16 protein-coding genes and 1 pseudogene are annotated in these 17,543 nt (G+C 60.8%); 9 read left to right on the forward strand and 8 right to left on the reverse strand.

Translation table 11 applies throughout. The annotated features are described in order from the left end of the window. Position 1 precedes the first annotated feature (1 nt). On the forward strand, positions 2-280 hold the full coding sequence (locus JFT63_RS23585) for a hypothetical protein (protein ID WP_057704603.1): 279 nt from the start codon (positions 2-4) through the stop codon (positions 278-280). Here JFT63_RS23585 and JFT63_RS23590 read toward each other — a convergent pair. Beyond that, positions 277-750 carry a Crp/Fnr family transcriptional regulator gene (locus JFT63_RS23590; RefSeq protein WP_057704604.1) on the reverse strand — a complete coding sequence of 158 codons (474 nt, stop codon included), beginning with the start codon at positions 748-750 and terminating at the stop codon, positions 277-279. The two genes, JFT63_RS23585 and JFT63_RS23590, sit on opposite strands and share 4 nt — an antisense overlap. Before the next feature lie 18 nt (positions 751-768). Further along, positions 769-2,862, reverse strand: coding sequence for a S9 family peptidase (locus JFT63_RS23595; RefSeq protein ID WP_198844897.1), 2,094 nt, complete (start codon positions 2,860-2,862; stop codon positions 769-771). Between the two features lie 24 nt (positions 2,863-2,886). Between JFT63_RS23595 and JFT63_RS23600 the strand changes: the two genes are divergently transcribed. From JFT63_RS23600 to JFT63_RS23610, 3 genes are read left to right on the forward strand one after another with little or no spacing between them, the layout of a single operon-like run. Beyond that, entirely contained in the window at positions 2,887-3,414 is a 528-nt protein-coding gene (locus JFT63_RS23600; RefSeq protein WP_198707532.1) for an MFS transporter, read from the forward strand. 31 nt (positions 3,415-3,445) lie between these two features. Beyond that, positions 3,446-4,222, forward strand: a complete 777-nt coding sequence (locus JFT63_RS23605) for a class II glutamine amidotransferase (RefSeq protein ID WP_003189615.1) — start codon at positions 3,446-3,448, stop codon at positions 4,220-4,222. Between the two features lie 10 nt (positions 4,223-4,232). After that, positions 4,233-4,775: a DUF2937 family protein gene (locus tag JFT63_RS23610; protein ID WP_005786113.1), complete on the forward strand. Its 543-nt coding sequence runs from the start codon at positions 4,233-4,235 to the stop codon at positions 4,773-4,775. A gap of 126 nt (positions 4,776-4,901) precedes the next feature. Here the strand turns inward: JFT63_RS23610 and JFT63_RS23615 are convergent, their stop codons facing one another. Further along, positions 4,902-5,822 carry a LysR family transcriptional regulator gene (locus tag JFT63_RS23615; protein WP_057704607.1) on the reverse strand — a complete coding sequence of 307 codons (921 nt, stop codon included), beginning with the start codon at positions 5,820-5,822 and terminating at the stop codon, positions 4,902-4,904. Positions 5,823-5,997: 175 nt separating this feature from the next. Here JFT63_RS23615 and JFT63_RS23620 point away from each other — a divergent pair, with 175 nt between their 5' ends. The 3 genes from JFT63_RS23620 to JFT63_RS23630 are packed head-to-tail and all read left to right on the forward strand — an operon-like array spanning position 5,998 to position 8,350. Then, positions 5,998-6,738 carry a 5-oxoprolinase subunit PxpA gene (locus JFT63_RS23620; RefSeq protein WP_186562826.1) on the forward strand — a complete coding sequence of 247 codons (741 nt, stop codon included), beginning with the start codon at positions 5,998-6,000 and terminating at the stop codon, positions 6,736-6,738. After that, a complete protein-coding gene (locus JFT63_RS23625; protein WP_186562824.1) occupies positions 6,735-7,439 on the forward strand; it encodes a 5-oxoprolinase subunit B family protein in 705 nt (234 codons plus the stop codon). The genes JFT63_RS23620 and JFT63_RS23625 overlap by 4 nt, the downstream gene beginning before the upstream one ends. Beyond that, positions 7,436-8,350, forward strand: a complete 915-nt coding sequence (locus JFT63_RS23630) for a biotin-dependent carboxyltransferase family protein (RefSeq protein WP_198844898.1) — start codon at positions 7,436-7,438, stop codon at positions 8,348-8,350. Before JFT63_RS23625 ends, JFT63_RS23630 begins: the two co-directional genes overlap by 4 nt. A 108-nt stretch (positions 8,351-8,458) precedes the next feature. Here JFT63_RS23630 and JFT63_RS23635 read toward each other — a convergent pair whose 3' ends face one another. The 3 genes from JFT63_RS23635 to JFT63_RS23645 form a co-directional block, all read right to left on the reverse strand. Further along, positions 8,459-9,637 carry a vWA domain-containing protein gene (locus tag JFT63_RS23635; RefSeq protein WP_003189625.1) on the reverse strand — a complete coding sequence of 393 codons (1,179 nt, stop codon included), beginning with the start codon at positions 9,635-9,637 and terminating at the stop codon, positions 8,459-8,461. Next, positions 9,637-10,482, reverse strand: a complete 846-nt coding sequence (locus JFT63_RS23640) for an AAA family ATPase (protein WP_003210690.1) — start codon at positions 10,480-10,482, stop codon at positions 9,637-9,639. The genes JFT63_RS23635 and JFT63_RS23640 overlap by 1 nt, the downstream gene beginning before the upstream one ends. Before the next feature lie 230 nt (positions 10,483-10,712). Then, complete coding sequence (locus JFT63_RS23645) at positions 10,713-11,789, reverse strand: DUF748 domain-containing protein (protein WP_198844899.1); 1,077 nt, start codon at positions 11,787-11,789, stop codon at positions 10,713-10,715. 125 nt (positions 11,790-11,914) lie between these two features. Here JFT63_RS23645 and cysK point away from each other — a divergent pair, with 125 nt between their 5' ends. Then, positions 11,915-12,889 carry a cysteine synthase A gene (cysK, locus tag JFT63_RS23650; RefSeq protein WP_057704623.1) on the forward strand — a complete coding sequence of 325 codons (975 nt, stop codon included), beginning with the start codon at positions 11,915-11,917 and terminating at the stop codon, positions 12,887-12,889. Here the strand turns inward: cysK and JFT63_RS29750 are convergent. Then, positions 12,889-13,018: pseudogene (locus JFT63_RS29750) on the reverse strand (outer membrane lipoprotein carrier protein LolA); the annotation flags it as partial. The gene cysK and the pseudogene JFT63_RS29750 overlap by 1 nt on opposite strands. Positions 13,019-13,140: 122 nt before the next feature. Here JFT63_RS29750 and JFT63_RS23655 point away from each other — a divergent pair. Further along, entirely contained in the window at positions 13,141-14,079 is a 939-nt protein-coding gene (locus JFT63_RS23655) for an aspartyl/asparaginyl beta-hydroxylase domain-containing protein (protein ID WP_032877227.1), read from the forward strand. 604 nt (positions 14,080-14,683) lie between these two features. On the opposite strand, the gene acnA is transcribed toward JFT63_RS23655, so the two are convergent. After that, positions 14,684-17,425, reverse strand: a complete 2,742-nt coding sequence (acnA, locus tag JFT63_RS23660; RefSeq protein WP_198844900.1) for an aconitate hydratase AcnA — start codon at positions 17,423-17,425, stop codon at positions 14,684-14,686. Positions 17,426-17,543 lie beyond the last annotated feature (118 nt).

Raw genomic sequence — 17,543 nt, forward strand, 5'->3', positions numbered from 1 at the left:
GATGAAGTGCAGCATTCTAACGGTCATTGTATTGAGCGCGCTCATATCCGCTGCGGCGCAGGCTCAGGAGTTGCAAACCGTACCGGTCGCGCCCACACCAACGCCTGGTGCGCCGGGCACGCCGACTCCCACGTTGTACCCGCAAGTCAGCCCGCCCGCCACGCCCAAGACCAACGGTACGCCCCCTTTGGTGCCTATCGTGTTGCCCGCGCCGCCCAAAGACCAGACCGTCCCCGGCCTGCAGCAAAACGACAGCAAGCCGAAGACGCCCGGCGGTTAAAACTGCTGAGCCAACAGTTGCCCATCGGCCATGCGTAAGCGTCTGGACAGGGCAACAGCAATGGCGCGGATGATCTTGGCCGCAACCCGGGGAGCTTCGTTGAGCATTTTTTCCAGGGCATCCTTGCCCAGGTTCAGCAGCACGCAATCACTGGCCGCGACACAACTGGCCGAGCGCCGCTCGCCATCGAGCACCGCCATTTCGCCAAACGCCCGGCCACTGCGCAGGGTGGCGATGGTCAGGCGCTGGCCGGTGTGGTTGGTTTTCTGCACGGCCACCTGGCCGCTGTGGAGGATGCACATAAACGTGCCGGCATCGCCCTCAAGAAAAATCACCTCGCCTTGGGCAATGCTGCTGATATTGAAATAGCCCGCAGCGATATGAAAATCTTCCGGCAACAGCGGGTCAAACAGGCCGCAGTCCATCAGCATGTCGCGGATTTCGTCGTTGAGTAAGGTCGGTTGTGGCATGGCTAAAATATTGGTCCGTCAATCATGTAGGGCGGTCCCGAGTTCAGACAGGACCGCTCCATTAAGTTCCTGGATCAGCCCGAGCGCCTTGAACACAAAGGCATATTCGAGCGCTACGTCACGCAATCCCTGGTAGCGCCCGCTCATGCCGCCATGGCCGGCGCCCAACTCGGTCTTGAGCAGCAACAGGTTGTCTGACGTTGCGGTGTCGCGCAGCTTGGCCACCCACTTGGCGGCTTCCCAGTACTGCACGCGGCTGTCGTTGTAGCCGGCAATCACCAGCATGGCCGGATACGCCTGGGCGCTGACGTTTTCGTACGGCGCGTAGGCCTTGATGCGCGCATACACTTCGGGTTCCTCGGGGTTGCCCCATTCATCGTACTCGGTGATGGTCAGCGGCAGTTCCGGGTCGAGCATGGTGTTGAGCACATCGACGAACGGCACCTCGGCAATCGCAGCCTGGAACAGGTCCGGGCGCTGGTTGAGCACCGCGCCAATCAACAGGCCGCCGGCACTGCCACCGCTGATCGCCAGTTGCCTGGAAGTGGTCAGGCCCTCGGCGATCAGGTGTTCGGCGCAGGCGATAAAGTCGCTGAAGGTATTCTGTTTGTGTTCCTGCTTGCCATTGCGATACCAGGCTTCCCCCAGCTCACCGCCGCCGCGCACGTGGGCGATGGCAAACGCAACCCCACGGTCCAGCAAGCTCAGGCGTGCGTGGGCGAACCACGGATCCAGGCTTGAGCCGTAGGCGCCGTAGCCGTACAGGTACAGCGGCGTGGCTTTACCCAGCTGGTCACGCTTGACCACCAGGCTGATGGGCACCTGGGTACCGTCGGCGGAGGTGGCCCACAGGCGCTGGCTGACGTAGTCGTCGGCATTGAATGTGCCGAGTACCGGGGTTTCCTTGAGCACCACCTGCGCGCCGCTCTCCAGCTCCAGCTGACGCACCTGGGCCGGGCGGTTCAGTGCCTCATAGCGCAGGCGAATCTTGTCGCTTGGAAATTCCAGGCTGTTCTGTACATAGAGGCTGTAGGCGGCGTCGGGTAATTCCACGCGATAAGCCGGTACACCCTCGGGATGCACCTCGATGATCGGCAGGCCGCCAATGCGCAGGCTCAAGGTCATGGCGTTGGCGTTCAGGCTCACGCCGTCGAGCATGACCTCGTCGCTATGGGGGATCAGGTTTTGCCAATCGGCTTCGGTAGGCGGCGTGCCGGTATCGGCGGCGACGAACAGCGCGTAGTTGATGCCGTCGCGGTTACTGCGAATAAACCAGGTCCACTCGCCATTGCGCTTGCCATGGTCGACATCGTATTCGTGGTCATCGACCCGCGGCGCCAGGCAGGTGAAGGCCAGGTGTGGCTGATCGGCGTCCAGCGCCCAGACTTCGCTGGTGGTCTTGCTGCCCAGGGCCAGCAGCAGTTGGCGCTCGGAGCTGGAGCGGTAGCAGTGCAGGAAGAAACGGCCGTCAGGCTCATGGAACACTTCCTGCGCCGCCGTACCGTCCAGACGGTAGCGATACAGCTTGTGCGGACGATGGGTCTCGTCCAGTTCGCCGAAGAACAGCGTCAGGCTGTCATTGGCCCAGGTCATGCTGCCGTCGCAGTTGTCGAACGCCAGTTCGCTGACCTTGTCGGTCGCCAACTCCTTCACGTACAGGGTGTAGATCTCTTCACCGCTGGTGTCGAGGCTGTAGGCCAGGCGCTGGTGGTCGGGGCTGATGCTGAACGCGCCGAGGGAGAAAAAGCCGCCATTGGCCAAGACGTTCGGGTCCAGCAGCAGTTCTTCGCTGCTCTCGTCCACCTGATTGCTGTCATCGGCCGGGCGGCGGCAGCGGTAGTGGCGCGCGTATTCGTCACCGGCGGTGGTGCGGGTGTAGTACAGGTACGGGCCCCAGGGGGAAGGCAGCGACAGATCGGTTTCGAGGATGCGGCCCTTGATCTCTTCAAACAGCGTCTCGCGCAGCGCCTGCTGGTCGGCGAGCTGGGCTTCCTGCCAGGCGTTTTCGGCCTTGAGGTAATCGAGCACTTCAGGGGTGTCGCGCTCTTGCAGCCAGGCGTAGGGGTCTGCGCCTGGGGCCTTGCGGGCAATCGGAGCGGTGGAAATAGGCATGGATAATTCCCTATCTGGCGGACGGTGGCCGGCATTGCAGCCGCGACACGCAAAAGCCGTTATCATAGCCGCCTCTTTGCCAGCCTTGCCATGGACACCATGACCGAGAACGACTATCTGACCGCTTGGGGCCTCTACGCCTTCGCCGCTTTGGGCTGCCTGTTAGTGTGGTGGCGCATGACCCGCTGGGTCTGGCGCTGGTTGCGCGAGCCGCTGCAACTGCTGATGGCGGTGCTGTTGCTGAGCCCGACCATCGTCGACCCGGTCAAGACCCAGTTTGCGCCGGCCGTGGCCATTACCGCCCTGGACCTGGTGCTCAAGGTCGGCAACAACGCCTGGCGGGCGATCTCCGATCTGTTTATGTACACGATGATCGTGTTTGCCCTGTACATCGTGTTTGTGCTGATCCGCTGGCCCATCGAACGCGCCGCCAACGCTCGCCGTGAGCGCAAGGCGGCTGCCGATGCCGCCTTGGCCGCCGAGCCGGAAGACGACGAACCGTTCCGTCGCCCGGCGCCTGCCGCTGGTATGCGGGTCGAGCCGCGCCTTTAAACGTTGACCGCCCTGCAGCGAGAGCCCTGGCATGTGTGAATTATTGGGCATGAGTGCCAACGTCCCCACCGATATCGTGTTCAGCTTTACCGGGCTGATGCAGCGCGGTGGGCGCACTGGCCCGCACCGCGACGGTTGGGGCATCGCCTTCTATGAAGGCCGTGGCCTGCGCCTGTTCCAGGACCCGGCTGCGAGCAGTGAGTCTGAAGTGGCGCTGCTGGTGCAGCGTTATCCGATCAAGAGCGAAGTGGTGATCGGCCATATTCGCCAGGCCAATGTGGGCAAGGTCAGCCTGGCCAATACCCATCCGTTCGTGCGCGAGCTGTGGGGGCGTAACTGGTGTTTTGCCCACAACGGCCAACTGGCGGACTTCAATCCCCGCGCCACCTTCTACCGCCCGGTGGGCGATACCGACAGCGAAGCGGCGTTCTGCGACTTGCTCAACCGTGTGCGCGAAGCCTTCCCCGAGCCGGTGGACATCGAACAGGTGCTGCCCGACCTGATCGCCGCCTGCGCCGAATACCGCAGCAAAGGCGTGTTCAACTGCCTGCTCAGCGACGGCGACTGGCTGTTTTGCTATTGCTCGACCAAACTGGCGCAAATTACCCGGCGCGCGCCGTTTGGCCCGGCACGCTTGAAAGATGTCGACGTGATCGTCGATTTTCAGGCCGAAACCACCCCCAATGATGTGGTAACGGTGATCGCCACCGAGCCTTTGACCGACAACGAAAACTGGACCCGCTACGAACCGGGCCAATGGAGCCTGTGGCGACGCGGTGAATGCGTCAGCCAGGGCGTTACCGAATAAGGAATCGACCATGTTGCTCAGCTATCTGCGGTTGGTGCTGTTTGCCATTGGCTTGTTGGTCGGCGTTCAAGTGCCGGGGTTTATCAACGATTACGCCAAGCGCGTCGAAGCCCACCTGATCGAGGCACAGACCGGTCTGCGCGGCTTTGAGTCCACGGCGCAGCAGTTCTTCAACGGTGATATGCAAGCCTTGGTGGCGCATTACCGCGCCAGCGATGACCCGGTATTCCAGAGCGACGCCAGCAGCCTGGGCGCCATGCTCGACCGCCAGCTGGAGCTGGACAAGCAATTTCAGGCCATGCAGGGCCCGTGGTACATCCGTGCCCTGCAAGTGGCCGTGGCCGCCGACCCGGATATCCGTCTGGAGACCTGGAATGGCTACAGCTACCAGATTCTGCTGACGCCCGAAGCCATGGGCTGGGGCCTGGGCGGGGCGATGCTGTTGTCGTTCGGCATCGAGTGCCTGTATCGCTTGATTGATTGGGTGGTGCTGGGTGGCCGGCGTTTGCGTCAGAGCCGGCCCATCGAAGAGCGGGACCTCAAGGGCCTGTAGGAGCGAGCTTGCTCGCGAAAAACGTCAACGATAACGCGTGCTTCCTGAGTAAACGCGGCGTCTGTGGGTTTTTCGCGAGCAAGCTCGCTCCTACAGAAGCCTTAGGGCAAGCCAGCTCCCACAGTTTTAATCGGGTTTATGCAGTTGCATGCGTTCTGCACCGACTTGCTCTGCATAGCGGGCGACGACTTTCTGGCACAACCCCACAATCTCTTCCACCAACTCCACCCCCACGCGCCATGACACCACCACCTGCAAGTTCGGCAGGCGCTGTGCCATCGGCAGCATCACCAATTCCCCTCGCTCCAGTTCTTCGCTGACCAGCACCGGCGGCAGGGCACCGATGCCGAAGCCGTCACGCAACAATCGCGTAATTGCCGACACCGAGTTCACGCAGTTCATGCGCGGCGCGGCCACGCCATTGGCCTGCATCAAACTCAATACGTCCTGATGCGGGTGGGAGTTCTTTGAGTAAGTGATGATGCGCTCCTGGGCCAGTTCGGCGAGGGAGGCGTAGTCGCGGTTGTAGATCGACTGGCTCGCCACGATCCAGGCCATGGGATGGCTGGCCAACTCCAGGCTGCGTACGGTTTCCAGGCGCAGCAGGTCGGTTTGCAGGATCAAGTCGAGAAAGCCTTTTTGCAGTTGATCGCTGAGGTTCAGCGCGGTATCGGCGACCAGCTCGATTTCCACCAGCGGGAACAGCTTCATCAATTCAGCGACCAGCGGGCTGAGCCAGGTATGGATCACCGTGTCCATCGCGCCGATCCGAATGCGCCCGACCTTGCTGCTGGTGGTCTCCAGGGACTGCTTCAAACCCTGCATGGTCACCATCATTTGCTCGGCATAATCGAGCACCTTCAAGCCTTCCGGGGTCAGGCTCACGCCTCGCGAGTCACGCAGGAACAGCTTCACGCCCAGCTCGCTTTCAAGCACGGCAATGCGGCTGGAAATCGAGGCCTGAGTGGTGAACAGCTTCTCGGCAGTCAGGCGAAAGCTCTTGAGCTTGGCCACCCAGACGAAGGTTTCGAGGAACTTCAAATTCATGGGATCAACTTTTTCTTATGCATGGATCGGTTTTTATTAGTTGGACGTCGCACCGGGCAAACGCCAAAAATCGAGCCGTTCCACGATAAGCGTCGTTGGGGTGCCAGGACAAGTTGCGAGTTCTGTGTAATAAATCCCACACTAGAAAAAAACAAAACCTACAGGAGCGACCACCGTGAGCCGCCTGCTACTGAACTGCGACATCGGCGAAAGCTTTGGCAACTGGACCATGGGTCTGGACGCCGAAGTCATGCCGTTCATTGATTGCGCCAACGTGGCCTGCGGTTTCCATGCCGGCGACCCGAGCATCATGCGCAAGACCGTCAGCCTGGCGTTCAAGCATGACGTGCAAGTGGGCGCTCATCCGGCCTATCAAGACCTGCAGGGCTTTGGCCGCCGGTCCATGAACTACACGCCGCAGGAAATCCAGGACCTGTTGCACTACCAGATCGGCGCGCTGGATGGCATCTGCCGAGTCCAGGGCGGACGCGTCAGCTACGTGAAACCCCACGGTGCGATGTACAACGACATGATGGCCAACCCCGCGCAGTTGCGTGCGGTGATCCAGGCCGTGGCCGCTTACGGCGACCTGCCGTTGATGCTGCTGGCCACCCGGGACAACAGCGCCGCCCAAGCCGTGGGCGACGAATACGGTGTGACTCTGTGGTTTGAAGCCTTTGCCGATCGCGCCTACGACAGCAAGGGCCATCTGGTTTCCCGCCAGTTGCCCGGCGCGGTGCACCACGACAGCGACACCATCGTGCAGCAGGCCCTGACCATTTCCCGTGGCGAGGCATTGGTCGCCAGCGACGGCAGCCCATTGGTCTTGCAGGCCCATACCTTGTGCGTACACGGCGACAACGCCAGCTCCGTGGCCGCGGTGCAGCGAATCCGTGAAGCGTTGCAGACAGCATGAAGCCACGCATTGAAGTAGTGGCCATCGACTGCCTGATGGTGCGTCTGTTTGACCTGATTGCCGAGGCCAACATGCCGTGGATGCTCGCTGCCACGGCGCGTCTGCGCGCAGAGTTCGGCACGGCGCTGGTGGATTTGGTGCCGTCCTACACCACCTTGATGGTGCATTACGACCTCAGGGTGCTGACTCCGGCACAGGCCCGGGAACTGATTGACCTTGCGCTGACCGACCTGCAACCCCACGCCCAGGGCAGTGGCCAGAGCCATGTGTTGCCGGTGTGGTACGACCTGAGCGTCGGCCCGGAGTTGACCCTGTTGTCCCAGCGCAGCGGGCTGACGGTGGAGGACGTAATCCGCTGCCACAGCGCCCACGAATACCAGGTATTCGCCCTTGGTTTCGCCCCCGGTTTTGCCTTTATGGGGTTGGTGGATGAAGTGCTTGCCACCCCACGCCTCAACACGCCGCGCAAACGCGTGGCCGCCGGCAGCGTCGGCATCGCCGAACGGCAAACCGCTGCGTACCCGGTGGTGTCCCCGGGCGGTTGGAACCTGATCGGCCGCACCCCGGCCAAACTGTTCGACCGTGAGCGCGACGGCTACAGCCTGATGCAACCCGGCGACACGGTGCGCTTCGCCTCGGTCAGCCACGCCGAATTTATCAACCTGGGTGGCGATGACACGCCGTTGGAGGCGCAGGCATGAGCCGCTTGATGATCGAGGCCAGTACGCCGCTGTGCCTGTTGCAGGACGCCGGGCGTTTTGGCGTGCGCCACCTGGGCGTGACCCAGGGCGGCGCACTGGATTGGGTGTCAATGTCCTGGGCCAACTGGCTGTTGGGCAATGCCCTGGATGCGCCGGTGGTGGAGATCACCCTGGGGGGCTTTACCGTACAGGCCGAGGATTACTGCCTGCTGGCCCTGGCGGGTGCGGACCTGGGCGCCTATATCGATGAGCGCGCCATAAGCCCCGGCCGCAGTTTTATCCTGCAAAAGGGCCAGCGACTGCGCTTCACCCAGCCGTTTAATGGCGCACGCGCTTATCTGGCGGCGCCCGGTGGCTTCGATGCGCCAGCGGTACTGGGCAGTTGTGCCACCGTGGTACGTGAGGAACTGGGCGGAGCGGACGGTTTCGGCAAGGCATTGTCCGAAGGCGGGCGGTTGGCGTATTCCGGTACGGGCGGTGCAATAAAGGTGCTGGCCAAGCCGGATGTGCAATCTGCTGCCTCACTGGACGTGATCATCGGCGCGCAGATAGGCCAGTTCAGCGGGCAGAGTTTGTTCGACGCCTTCAACACCGAATGGTCGCTGGACAGCCGCGCCGACCGCATGGGTATGCGCTTGCTCGGCACGCCGCTGCACTATCAAGGGCCGTCGTTGATTTCCGAAGGGATCCCATTGGGCGCGATCCAGGTGCCGCCGGATGGGCAGCCGATTGTGTTGCTCAATGATCGCCAGACCATTGGCGGCTATCCCCGGTTAGGCGCGCTGACGCCTTTATCCCTGGCGCGGCTGGCGCAGTGTCTGCCGGGGGAGAAGGTGCGGTTGGCACCGGTGGTGCAGGAAACGGCGCATCGGCAGCACACCAAGTTTTTGCAGCGCTTTGCCGATCGCTAAAAGCATCGCAGGCAAGCCAGCTCCCACATGTTGTATGCATTTCGAAGTTGGAATGCATAACCCTTGTGGGAGCTGGCTTGCCTGCGATGAGGCCGGTCAAAACACCGCCTATTTCGAGAGAAAACGCATACCTTCTTCCAACCCGCGCAGCGTCAGCGGATACATCTGATCCTCCACCAACTCCCGCACAATCCCCGTCGACGCTGTATAGCCCCAGGTATCTTTCGGGTAGGGGTTAATCCAGATCAGCTTCTTGTACTTGGCCATGAAGCGCTGCATCCACACATACCCGGGTTCCTCGTTCCAATGCTCGACGCTGCCACCGGCCTGGGTGATTTCATAGGGCGCCATGGCCGCATCGCCGATAAAAATCACTTTGTAGTCGGCGCCGTATTTGTGCAGCAGGTCCTGGGTGGAGGTGCGTTCGGAAGTACGGCGCTGGTTGTTCTTCCACACCGATTCGTACACGAAGTTGTGGAAGTAAAAATACTCCAGGTGCTTGAACTCGGTCTTGCACGCCGAGAACAGCTCTTCGCAAATCTTCACGTGGGCATCCATCGAGCCGCCGATGTCGAACAGCAGCAACAGCTTGATGGTGTTACGCCGTTCGGGGCGCATCTGGATATTCAGCAAGCCGGCATCGCGGGCGGTGTGGTCAATGGTGCCGTCGATATCCAGCTCTTCGGCCGCGCCCTGGCGGGCAAACTTGCGCAGGCGGCGCAGGGCGATCTTGATGTTGCGCGTGCCCAGTTCCACCTGATCGTCGAGGTTCTTGTACTCGCGCTGGTCCCAGACTTTCACCGCCTTGCCCTGACGCTTGCCGGCGTCACCGACGCGAATGCCTTCGGGGTTGTAGCCGCCGGAACCAAAGGGGCTGGTGCCGCCGGTGCCGATCCACTTGTTGCCACCGGCGTGGCGTTCTTTCTGTTCTTCCAGGCGCTTCTTGAACTCTTCGATCAGCTTGTCGAGGCCACCCAGGGACTGGATCTGCGCGCGTTCCTCATCACTCAAGGAACGTTCGAATTCCTTGCGCAGCCACTCTTCGGGGATCAGCGCCTGCAAATGGTCATCGAGTTTTTCCAGGCCATTGAAATAGGCACCGAAGGCGCGGTCGAACTTGTCGAAATGCCGCTCGTCCTTGACCAGGATCGCTCGGGCCAGGTAATAAAACTCGTCCATGTCGGCGAAGGTCACGCGCTGTTTCAGCGCGTTGATCAGGTCCAGCAGCTCGCGCACCGATACCGGCACCTTGGCTGCACGCATTTCGTTGAACAGGTTGAGCAGCATCAGCGATTACCGCGGCGGCTCATGAACGCCAGCCGTTCCAGCAATTGTACGTCCTGCTCGTTTTTCACCAGGGCCCCGGCCAGCGGCGGGATGGCCTTGGTCGGGTCGCGCTCGCGCAGTACCGCTTCGCCGATATTGTCGGCCATCAGCAGCTTGAGCCAGTCGACCAGTTCGGACGTGGACGGCTTCTTCTTCAAGCCAGGGACCTTGCGCACATCGAAGAACACGTCCAGCGCTTCGCTGACTAGGTCTTTCTTGATGTCGGGGTAGTGCACATCGACGATTTTTTGCAGGGTGGTGCGGTCGGGGAAGGCGATGTAGTGGAAGAAGCAGCGGCGCAGGAACGCATCCGGCAGCTCTTTCTCGTTGTTGGAGGTAATGATGATGATCGGGCGCTTCTTGGCTTTGATGGTCTCGTCGATTTCGTAGACGTAGAACTCCATCTTGTCGAGTTCCTGCAACAGGTCGTTGGGGAACTCGATGTCGGCCTTGTCGATTTCATCGATCAGCAGGATCACCCGCTCTTCGGACTCGAAGGCTTCCCAGAGTTTGCCCTTCTTCAGGTAGTTGCGCACGTCGTGGACCTTGTCCACGCCCAGTTGCGAGTCACGCAAGCGGCTCACCGCGTCGTACTCGTAGAGGCCCTGATGCGCCTTGGTGGTGGACTTGATGTGCCAGGTGATCAGCTTGGCGCCGAAGGATTCGGCCAGTTGCTCGGCAAGCATGGTCTTGCCGGTGCCCGGTTCGCCCTTGACCAGCAATGGCCGTTCCAGGGTGATGGCGGCGTTGACGGCCAGCTTCAGGTCATCGGTAGCCACATAGGCCTGGGTGCCTTCGAACTTCATCGGTCATTCCTCGAATTCATCAATACCCCGACTATACCCCGCAGCCCCGGCGACTGTGAACGCAGACGGGTTATTCAGTCTCTGAATGGCGGGTCACATCAGCCCTCATGCCGAACTGTAGGAGCGAGCTTGCTCGCGAAAAACTCCCAGGCGCCACGTTCCTTCAACATGCACGCGCTATCGTTGACGTTTTTCGCGAGCAAGCTCGCTCCTACAGAAGGTTATGACGGTTAATCAGCGCTGGGCTTGGGTTGTTCATAGCGGGCATTGAATGCCTGGATAAACCCATTGCGCAGAATCGCGATCACCGCAGAAAACGCACTGATATTCTGTTGATGCACACTACCGCTGAGCTCCACACGGGTGGCGAACTGGTTTTTACGCTGGTTTTTCAGCACCGTCTCGCTGGCACCGACCACGGCCTCCCAGATTGAGCGGAAGATGTTCTTGTCCTGGTTTTCGACGTCCTGTTGCCAGTCAAACACTTCAACATCGCGCAGCAGCGGCTTGATGTAGCCGGTGAGCCGGCCATTTTCAGCCTGGGCTTCGATCACCACGTCGCCCGTGCCGGCCTTGAAGTCAAACTTGCCATAGGCCGAGGCAAAGTCATTCATGCGCTTGAGTTGCAGGTCGCGGGCGCGGAAGCGGAACTCGAATTCTTCGAAATCGCTCAGCGGATCAAAGGTGGCATTGGCTTCCAGAGGCGCCTGGCCTTGCAGCAGTGCCTTGCCTTCGAAGCGGGCGTCGCGCTTGCCTTTGACGTCCACCACATTGGTCAGGTTGTAGAAGCTGGCGTTGACCGCAGTGGCGTTGATATTCACCTGAGGCTTGGAGGTGAAGTTATGGAAGGCAATCTCGCCGTCTTCGATGCGCACTTCGTTGAGGGTGATCGGTAGCAACTTGCGCAGTTGTTCCTGCCAGTCGGTGCCTTTACCCGTCTGGGACGCCTGCTTGTTGGCACCGCCATCGACGAAGTTGATCTGCGGACGCACAAAATGCCCCTCGGCCACGACGGCGTGGTCGTACCAGAGTGAATGCCAGTTGACTGCAAACTCGATCAACGGCGCCTTCACGAACGGCACTGGGACCTTACCGTCCACCTTGACGATTTGCAGGCCGTTGATCCGGTAGGCGCCGCGCCACAGGGCCAGGTCCACATCGGCGATTTCGCCGCGGTAATCGCCCATATTGGCGAGTTTATCGTTCAGGTAGTTGCGCACCAGATAGGGCAGCGCGATGTTCAAGGCAATCAGGACCAGCACCAGAGCGGCGATTGTCCCTAACGGCCAACTGTAACGACGTTTCATGGGGCAGTTCTCCTTGCTTGTAGGAGATTGACTGTTCTGATGAGCGCAACGTTCCACCGTCTGGACGCCTCGCCGCACGAGGCATACCCTTGGGGCCTTCTTCAAAGTCGCCAACAGGATCGCTCATGAGCCGTATCTTTGCAGACAACGCGCATTCCATCGGTAACACGCCCCTGGTTCAGATCAACCGCATCGCACCGCGTGGGGTGACGATCCTGGCCAAGATCGAAGGGCGTAACCCGGGCTATTCGGTGAAGTGCCGCATTGGCGCAAGCATGATCTGGGATGCCGAAAGCAGCGGCAAGCTCAAGCCGGGCATGACCATTGTCGAACCGACTTCCGGCAACACCGGGATTGGCCTGGCCTTTGTCGCCGCGGCCCGTGGCTATAAATTGCTGCTGACCATGCCGTCGTCCATGAGCCTTGAGCGCCGTAAAGTGCTCAAGGCCCTGGGTGCAGAACTGGTGCTGACCGAGCCGGCCAAAGGCATGAAGGGCGCCATCGAAAAGGCCGGAGAAATCGTCGCCGGCGACCCGACCACCTACTTTATGCCGGCCCAGTTTGAAAACCCGGCCAACCCTGCGATCCACGAGAAAACCACCGGCCCGGAGATCTGGAACGACACCGACGGCGCCGTAGATGTGCTGGTGGCGGGCGTGGGCACCGGCGGCACCATCACGGGGGTGTCGCGCTATATCAAGAACACCGCGGGCAAGCCGATCCTGTCGGTGGCCGTGGAGCCCATGGTTTCACCGGTGATCACCCAGGCCTTGGCGGGTGAAGAGATCAAACCCAGCCCGCACAAGATCCAGGGCATCGGCGCCGGTTTTGTGCCGAAAAACCTCGACCTGTCGATGGTCGACCGCGTGGAGCTGGCAACCGACGAAGAGTCCAAGGCCATGGCTCTGCGCTTGATGCAGGAAGAAGGCATTTTGTGCGGTATCTCGTGCGGGGCCGCCATGGCAGTGGCGGTACGCCTGGCCGAGAAGCCGGAAATGCAGGGCAAGACCATCGTGGTGATTTTGCCGGACTCCGGTGAGCGCTACCTGTCGAGCATGTTGTTCAGCGATGTGTTTACCGAGCAGGAAACCCAGGCCTGAATCGACGGTAGGAGCGAGCTTGCTCGCGAAGAACCTGAGAGCGCCACGTTGTGTCAGTAAGCCCGCGTTATCGTTGACGTTCTTCGCGAGCAAGCTCGCTCCTACAGGAGGGCAGGGGTGTTGATGCAGGTCAGTCTGTTTTCCTGGGCCTTCTGCATAATGGCTCAAGTGTTTATCATGGCCGGCTGTTACGTCTGGTTTCCCGTTGACGCAAGTTTGCCGGCCAGACGCTTATTTCCAGGAGTTGCTGCATGACCTTTTCTTTGGCCGCCAAACTGTCGGTGTTGCTGCTGTTTATCGGCAGCACGCTGTACGTGCACCTGCGTGGCAAGGCCCGTTTGCCGATGCTGCGCCAGTTCGTCAACCATTCGGCGCTGTTCGCCCCCTATAACGCCTTGATGTACCTGTTTTCCGCGGTACCGTCCAAGCCGTACCTGGACCGCAGCAAGTTCCCGGAACTGGATGTGCTCAAGGACAACTGGGAAGTGATCCGCGAAGAGGCCATGCACCTGTTCGATGAGGGTTACATCCGCGCTGCCGAAAAGAACAACGACGCCGGTTTCGGTTCGTTCTTCAAGAAGGGCTGGAAGCGTTTCTACCTCAAGTGGTACGACAAGCCGTTGCCATCGGCCGAGGCGCTGTGCCCCAAGACCGTGGCGTTGGTGAGCAGCATCCCTAACGTCAAGGGCGCGATGTTTGCGCTGTTGCCGGGCGGCAGCCACCTGAACCCGCACCGCGACCCGTTCGCCGGTTCCCTGCGTTATCACCTGGGGCTGTCCACGCCGAACTCCGACGATTGCCGCATTTTCGTTGACGGCCAGGTCTACGCCTGGCGCGACGGTGAAGACGTGATGTTCGACGAAACCTACGTGCATTGGGTCAAGAACGAAACCGAGCAGACCCGTGTGATCCTGTTCTGCGACATCGAACGGCCATTGAGCAACCGCGTGATGACCCGCGTCAACCGCTGGGTCAGCAAGCAACTGGGTCGCGCCACTGCACCGCAGAACCTCGATGACGAGCGCGTGGGCGGCATCAACCAGGCGTATGCCTGGAGCAAGACCTTCAGCGACAAGTTCAGCGGCCAGGTCAAACAGTGGAAGCGCAAGCATCCCAAGGCCTACCGCATTGCACGGCCGGTGCTGGCGGTAGTCGTCCTGGTACTGCTGTGGAAGTGGCTGTTCGGCTAAACCGCACACCATAAAAAAGGCGCTGTATTGAAAGATGCAGCGCCTTTTTTATGCCTGGAATGTGATCAAAACTGTGGGAGCTGGCTTGCCTGCGATGGTCATAAGTATCTATACAACTTTGGTGCGAGGCCGGACCTGTGGGAGGGGGCTTGCCCCCGATGGCGGCCTAAGAGCCGACCTGGATGCTGGGCTTTGATCGAGTACATATCCGTTATTTGGGTAACGGCTGCTATTGGTTCCGCTTTTACAGCGGGTCACTTTGGAAAAGAGCCCCAAAGTAACCAAAGGGCTCTTGCCCCACCACTCGGCACCTCGCCTAGGCTCGGTGTGCCCGTAATCCGCCATGGATTTGGGGGGGCGCCGCCACGCGCCATCCATGGCGCGGGGCGGCTAAACCGGCATCCCTGCCGGTTTACCCCCCAAATCCCTGTCGAATTCCGGCCAGCGTGGTTTGACGGGGCGCCTAAGATCAAGATCAAAAGCAGATCAAGAGCAAGAGCGACTCGCTTCGCATCGTGGTTACGGTTGGCAGTGGCTATAAAAAAGTTGGCTGACCCACCGCTTTCGCAGGCAAGCCAGCTCCCACCTTTGATCAGCGTTGCTCTTAAGAGGCGATCAACTGGCGCAGCACGTAGTGCAAGATCCCACCCGCCTTGAAGTACTCCACTTCATTCAAGGTATCAATCCGGCACAGCACCTCAACCTTCTCGCTGCTGCCATCGTCCCGAGTGATCACCAACGTCAGGTTCATGCGCGGCTCGATCTCGGCATCGGTCAGCCCGAGGATGTCGATCTTCTCCTTGCCGGTGAGCTTGAGCGTCTTGCGGTTCTGATCCAGCTTGAACTGCAACGGCAACACGCCCATGCCCACCAGGTTGGAGCGGTGGATACGCTCGAAGCTCTCGGCGATCACCGCCTTGACGCCCAGCAGGTTAGTGCCCTTGGCCGCCCAGTCACGGCTGGAGCCGGTGCCGTACTCCTGGCCTGCGATCACCACCAGGGGTGTACCTGAGGCCTGGTACTTCATCGACGCATCGTAGATCGCTATTTTTTCGCCGGTGGGGATATACAGCGTGTTGCCGCCTTCCTCACCGCCGAGCATTTCATTGCGGATACGGATGTTGGCAAAGGTGCCGCGCATCATCACTTCATGGTTGCCACGGCGTGAGCCGTAGGAATTGAAGTCACGCGGTTCCACGCCTTGCTCGCGCAGGTAGCGCCCGGCCGGGCTGTCGGTCTTGATATTACCGGCAGGGGAGATGTGGTCAGTGGTCACCGAATCCCCCAGCAGCGCCAGCACATTGGCGCCCTTGACGTCCTTGATCACCGGCAGCGGGCCGCCAATGTCATCGAAGAACGGTGGGTGCTGGATGTAAGTGGAGTCCTTTTGCCACACGTAGGTCGCCGCCTGCGGCACTTCGATCGCCTGCCATTGCTCGTCACCGGCAAACACCTCGGCGTATTCCTTGTGGAACATGCTGGTGCTGACCTGGGCGACGGCGTCAGCGATTTCCTGGCTGCTGGGCCAGATGTCCTTCAGGTACACCGGATTACCCTGCTGGTCATTGCCCAGCGGCTCGCTGCTGATATCAATGCGCACGGTACCGGCCAATGCGTAGGCGACTACCAGGGGCGGCGAGGCCAGCCAGTTGGTTTTCACCAAGGGGTGCACGCGGCCTTCGAAGTTGCGGTTACCGGACAACACCGAAGCGACGGCGAGGTCGGCTTTCTGGATGGCTTTTTCAATCGGCTCCGGCAGCGGTCCCGAGTTACCAATGCAGGTGGTGCAGCCGTAGCCCACCAGGTCGAAGCCGAGCTTGTCCAGGTACTGGGTGAGGCCCGCCGCCTTGTAGTAGTCGGTGACCACCTTGGAACCCGGTGCCAGCGAGCTTTTCACCCAGGGCTTGCGGGTCAGGCCTTTTTCCACGGCCTTTTTCGCCACCAGCCCAGCCGCCATCATCACGCTGGGGTTGGAGGTGTTGGTGCAGGAGGTGATCGCGGCGATTACCACCGCGCCGTTTTTCAGGCGATAGGTGTTGCCTTCATATTCATAATCGGCCTCGCCGACCAGGTCGGCGTTGCCCACGGCTACACCGCCACCGCCTTCGCTTTCCAGGCGGCCTTCTTCCTTACTGGTGGGCTTGAATTGCAGGTCGAGGAAGTCGCTGAACGCTTGGCCGACATTCGGCAGCGATACCCGGTCTTGCGGGCGTTTGGGCCCGGCGAGGCTGGCTTCGACGCTGCCCATGTCCAGGGCCAGGGTGTCGGTGAACACCGGTTCCTGACCGGCGTTGCGCCACAGGCCCTGGGCCTTGGTATAGGCCTCCACGAGTTTGACCGTTTCAGCCGGGCGACCGGACAGACGCAGGTAGTCCAGGGTCACCTCATCCACCGGGAAAAAGCCGCAGGTAGCGCCGTATTCCGGCGCCATATTGGCGATGGTGGCACGGTCTGCCAGGGGCAAATCGGCCAGGCCATCACCGTAGAATTCGACGAATTTACCCACCACGCCTTTCTTGCGCAGCATTTGCGTCACGGTGAGCACCAGGTCGGTGGCGGTGATGCCTTCCTTGAGCTTGCCGGTGAGTTTGAAGCCGATCACTTCCGGGATCAGCATCGACACCGGCTGGCCGAGCATGGCCGCTTCGGCTTCGATCCCGCCCACGCCCCAGCCCAGTACGCCAAGGCCGTTGATCATGGTGGTGTGGGAGTCGGTGCCTACCAGGGTGTCGGGGAAGGCGTAGGTGCGGCCGTCTTCCTCTTTGGTCCACACGGTGCGGCCCAGGTATTCCAGGTTGACCTGGTGGCAGATGCCGGTACCCGGCGGTACCACGCTGAAGTTGTCAAAGGCGCTCTGGCCCCAGCGCAGGAAGGCGTAGCGTTCGCCGTTACGCTGCATTTCGATGTCGACGTTCTGCTCAAAGGCACTGTGGCTGCCGAACTTGTCGACCATCACCGAGTGGTCGATCACCAGGTCCACCGGCGACAGCGGGTTGATGCGCTGCGGGTCACCGCCGGCCTTGGCCACGGCGGCGCGCATGGCGGCCAGGTCGACCACGGCGGGTACCCCGGTAAAGTCCTGCATCAGCACGCGGGCGGGGCGATACTGGATCTCGCGGTCCGACTGGCGCTCTTTGAGCCAGGCGGCGATGGCTTTGAGGTCGGTGCCGGTAACGGTCTTGGCATCTTCCCAGCGCAGCAGGTTTTCCAGCAGCACCTTGAGGGACATCGGCAGCTTGTCCAGATCACCCAGGCTCTTGGCGGCTTCGGGCAGGCTGAAGTAGTGGTAGGTCTTGCTGTCTATTTGCAGTGTCTTAAGGGTTCTCAGGCTATCAAGGGATGACATTACATGACTCCTTATGGTCCGCACGGCTACGGACCTGACGGGACGAACAGAGCTAACACGTTAGCGCTGTTTTCATTAGCAGGCTAATAACTGGACTCTATCGCCGAGCCCAAGGTTC

Source organism: Pseudomonas sp. MF7453 (assembly GCF_016405455.1).
In the GTDB taxonomy this organism is placed as follows: Bacteria; Pseudomonadota; Gammaproteobacteria; order Pseudomonadales; family Pseudomonadaceae; genus Aquipseudomonas; species Aquipseudomonas paralactis.

What these genes read in the sequence shown, in the direction of transcription:
- JFT63_RS23585 (WP_057704603.1), top strand. Translation starts at nt 2, where the DNA reads ATGAAGTGCAGCATTCTAACGGTCATTGTATTGAGCGCGCTCATATCC.
- JFT63_RS23590 (WP_057704604.1), bottom strand. Translation starts at nt 750, where the DNA reads ATGCCACAACCGACCTTACTCAACGACGAAATCCGCGACATGCTGATG.
- JFT63_RS23595 (WP_198844897.1), bottom strand. Translation starts at nt 2,862, where the DNA reads ATGCCTATTTCCACCGCTCCGATTGCCCGCAAGGCCCCAGGCGCAGAC.
- JFT63_RS23605 (WP_003189615.1), top strand. Translation starts at nt 3,446, where the DNA reads ATGTGTGAATTATTGGGCATGAGTGCCAACGTCCCCACCGATATCGTG.
- JFT63_RS23610 (WP_005786113.1), top strand. Translation starts at nt 4,233, where the DNA reads ATGTTGCTCAGCTATCTGCGGTTGGTGCTGTTTGCCATTGGCTTGTTG.
- JFT63_RS23615 (WP_057704607.1), bottom strand. Translation starts at nt 5,822, where the DNA reads ATGAATTTGAAGTTCCTCGAAACCTTCGTCTGGGTGGCCAAGCTCAAG.
- JFT63_RS23625 (WP_186562824.1), top strand. Translation starts at nt 6,735, where the DNA reads ATGAAGCCACGCATTGAAGTAGTGGCCATCGACTGCCTGATGGTGCGT.
- JFT63_RS23630 (WP_198844898.1), top strand. Translation starts at nt 7,436, where the DNA reads ATGAGCCGCTTGATGATCGAGGCCAGTACGCCGCTGTGCCTGTTGCAG.
- JFT63_RS23635 (WP_003189625.1), bottom strand. Translation starts at nt 9,637, where the DNA reads ATGCTGCTCAACCTGTTCAACGAAATGCGTGCAGCCAAGGTGCCGGTA.
- JFT63_RS23640 (WP_003210690.1), bottom strand. Translation starts at nt 10,482, where the DNA reads ATGAAGTTCGAAGGCACCCAGGCCTATGTGGCTACCGATGACCTGAAG.
- JFT63_RS23645 (WP_198844899.1), bottom strand. Translation starts at nt 11,789, where the DNA reads ATGAAACGTCGTTACAGTTGGCCGTTAGGGACAATCGCCGCTCTGGTG.
- cysK (WP_057704623.1), top strand. Translation starts at nt 11,915, where the DNA reads ATGAGCCGTATCTTTGCAGACAACGCGCATTCCATCGGTAACACGCCC.
- JFT63_RS23655 (WP_032877227.1), top strand. Translation starts at nt 13,141, where the DNA reads ATGACCTTTTCTTTGGCCGCCAAACTGTCGGTGTTGCTGCTGTTTATC.
- acnA (WP_198844900.1), bottom strand. Translation starts at nt 17,425, where the DNA reads ATGTCATCCCTTGATAGCCTGAGAACCCTTAAGACACTGCAAATAGAC.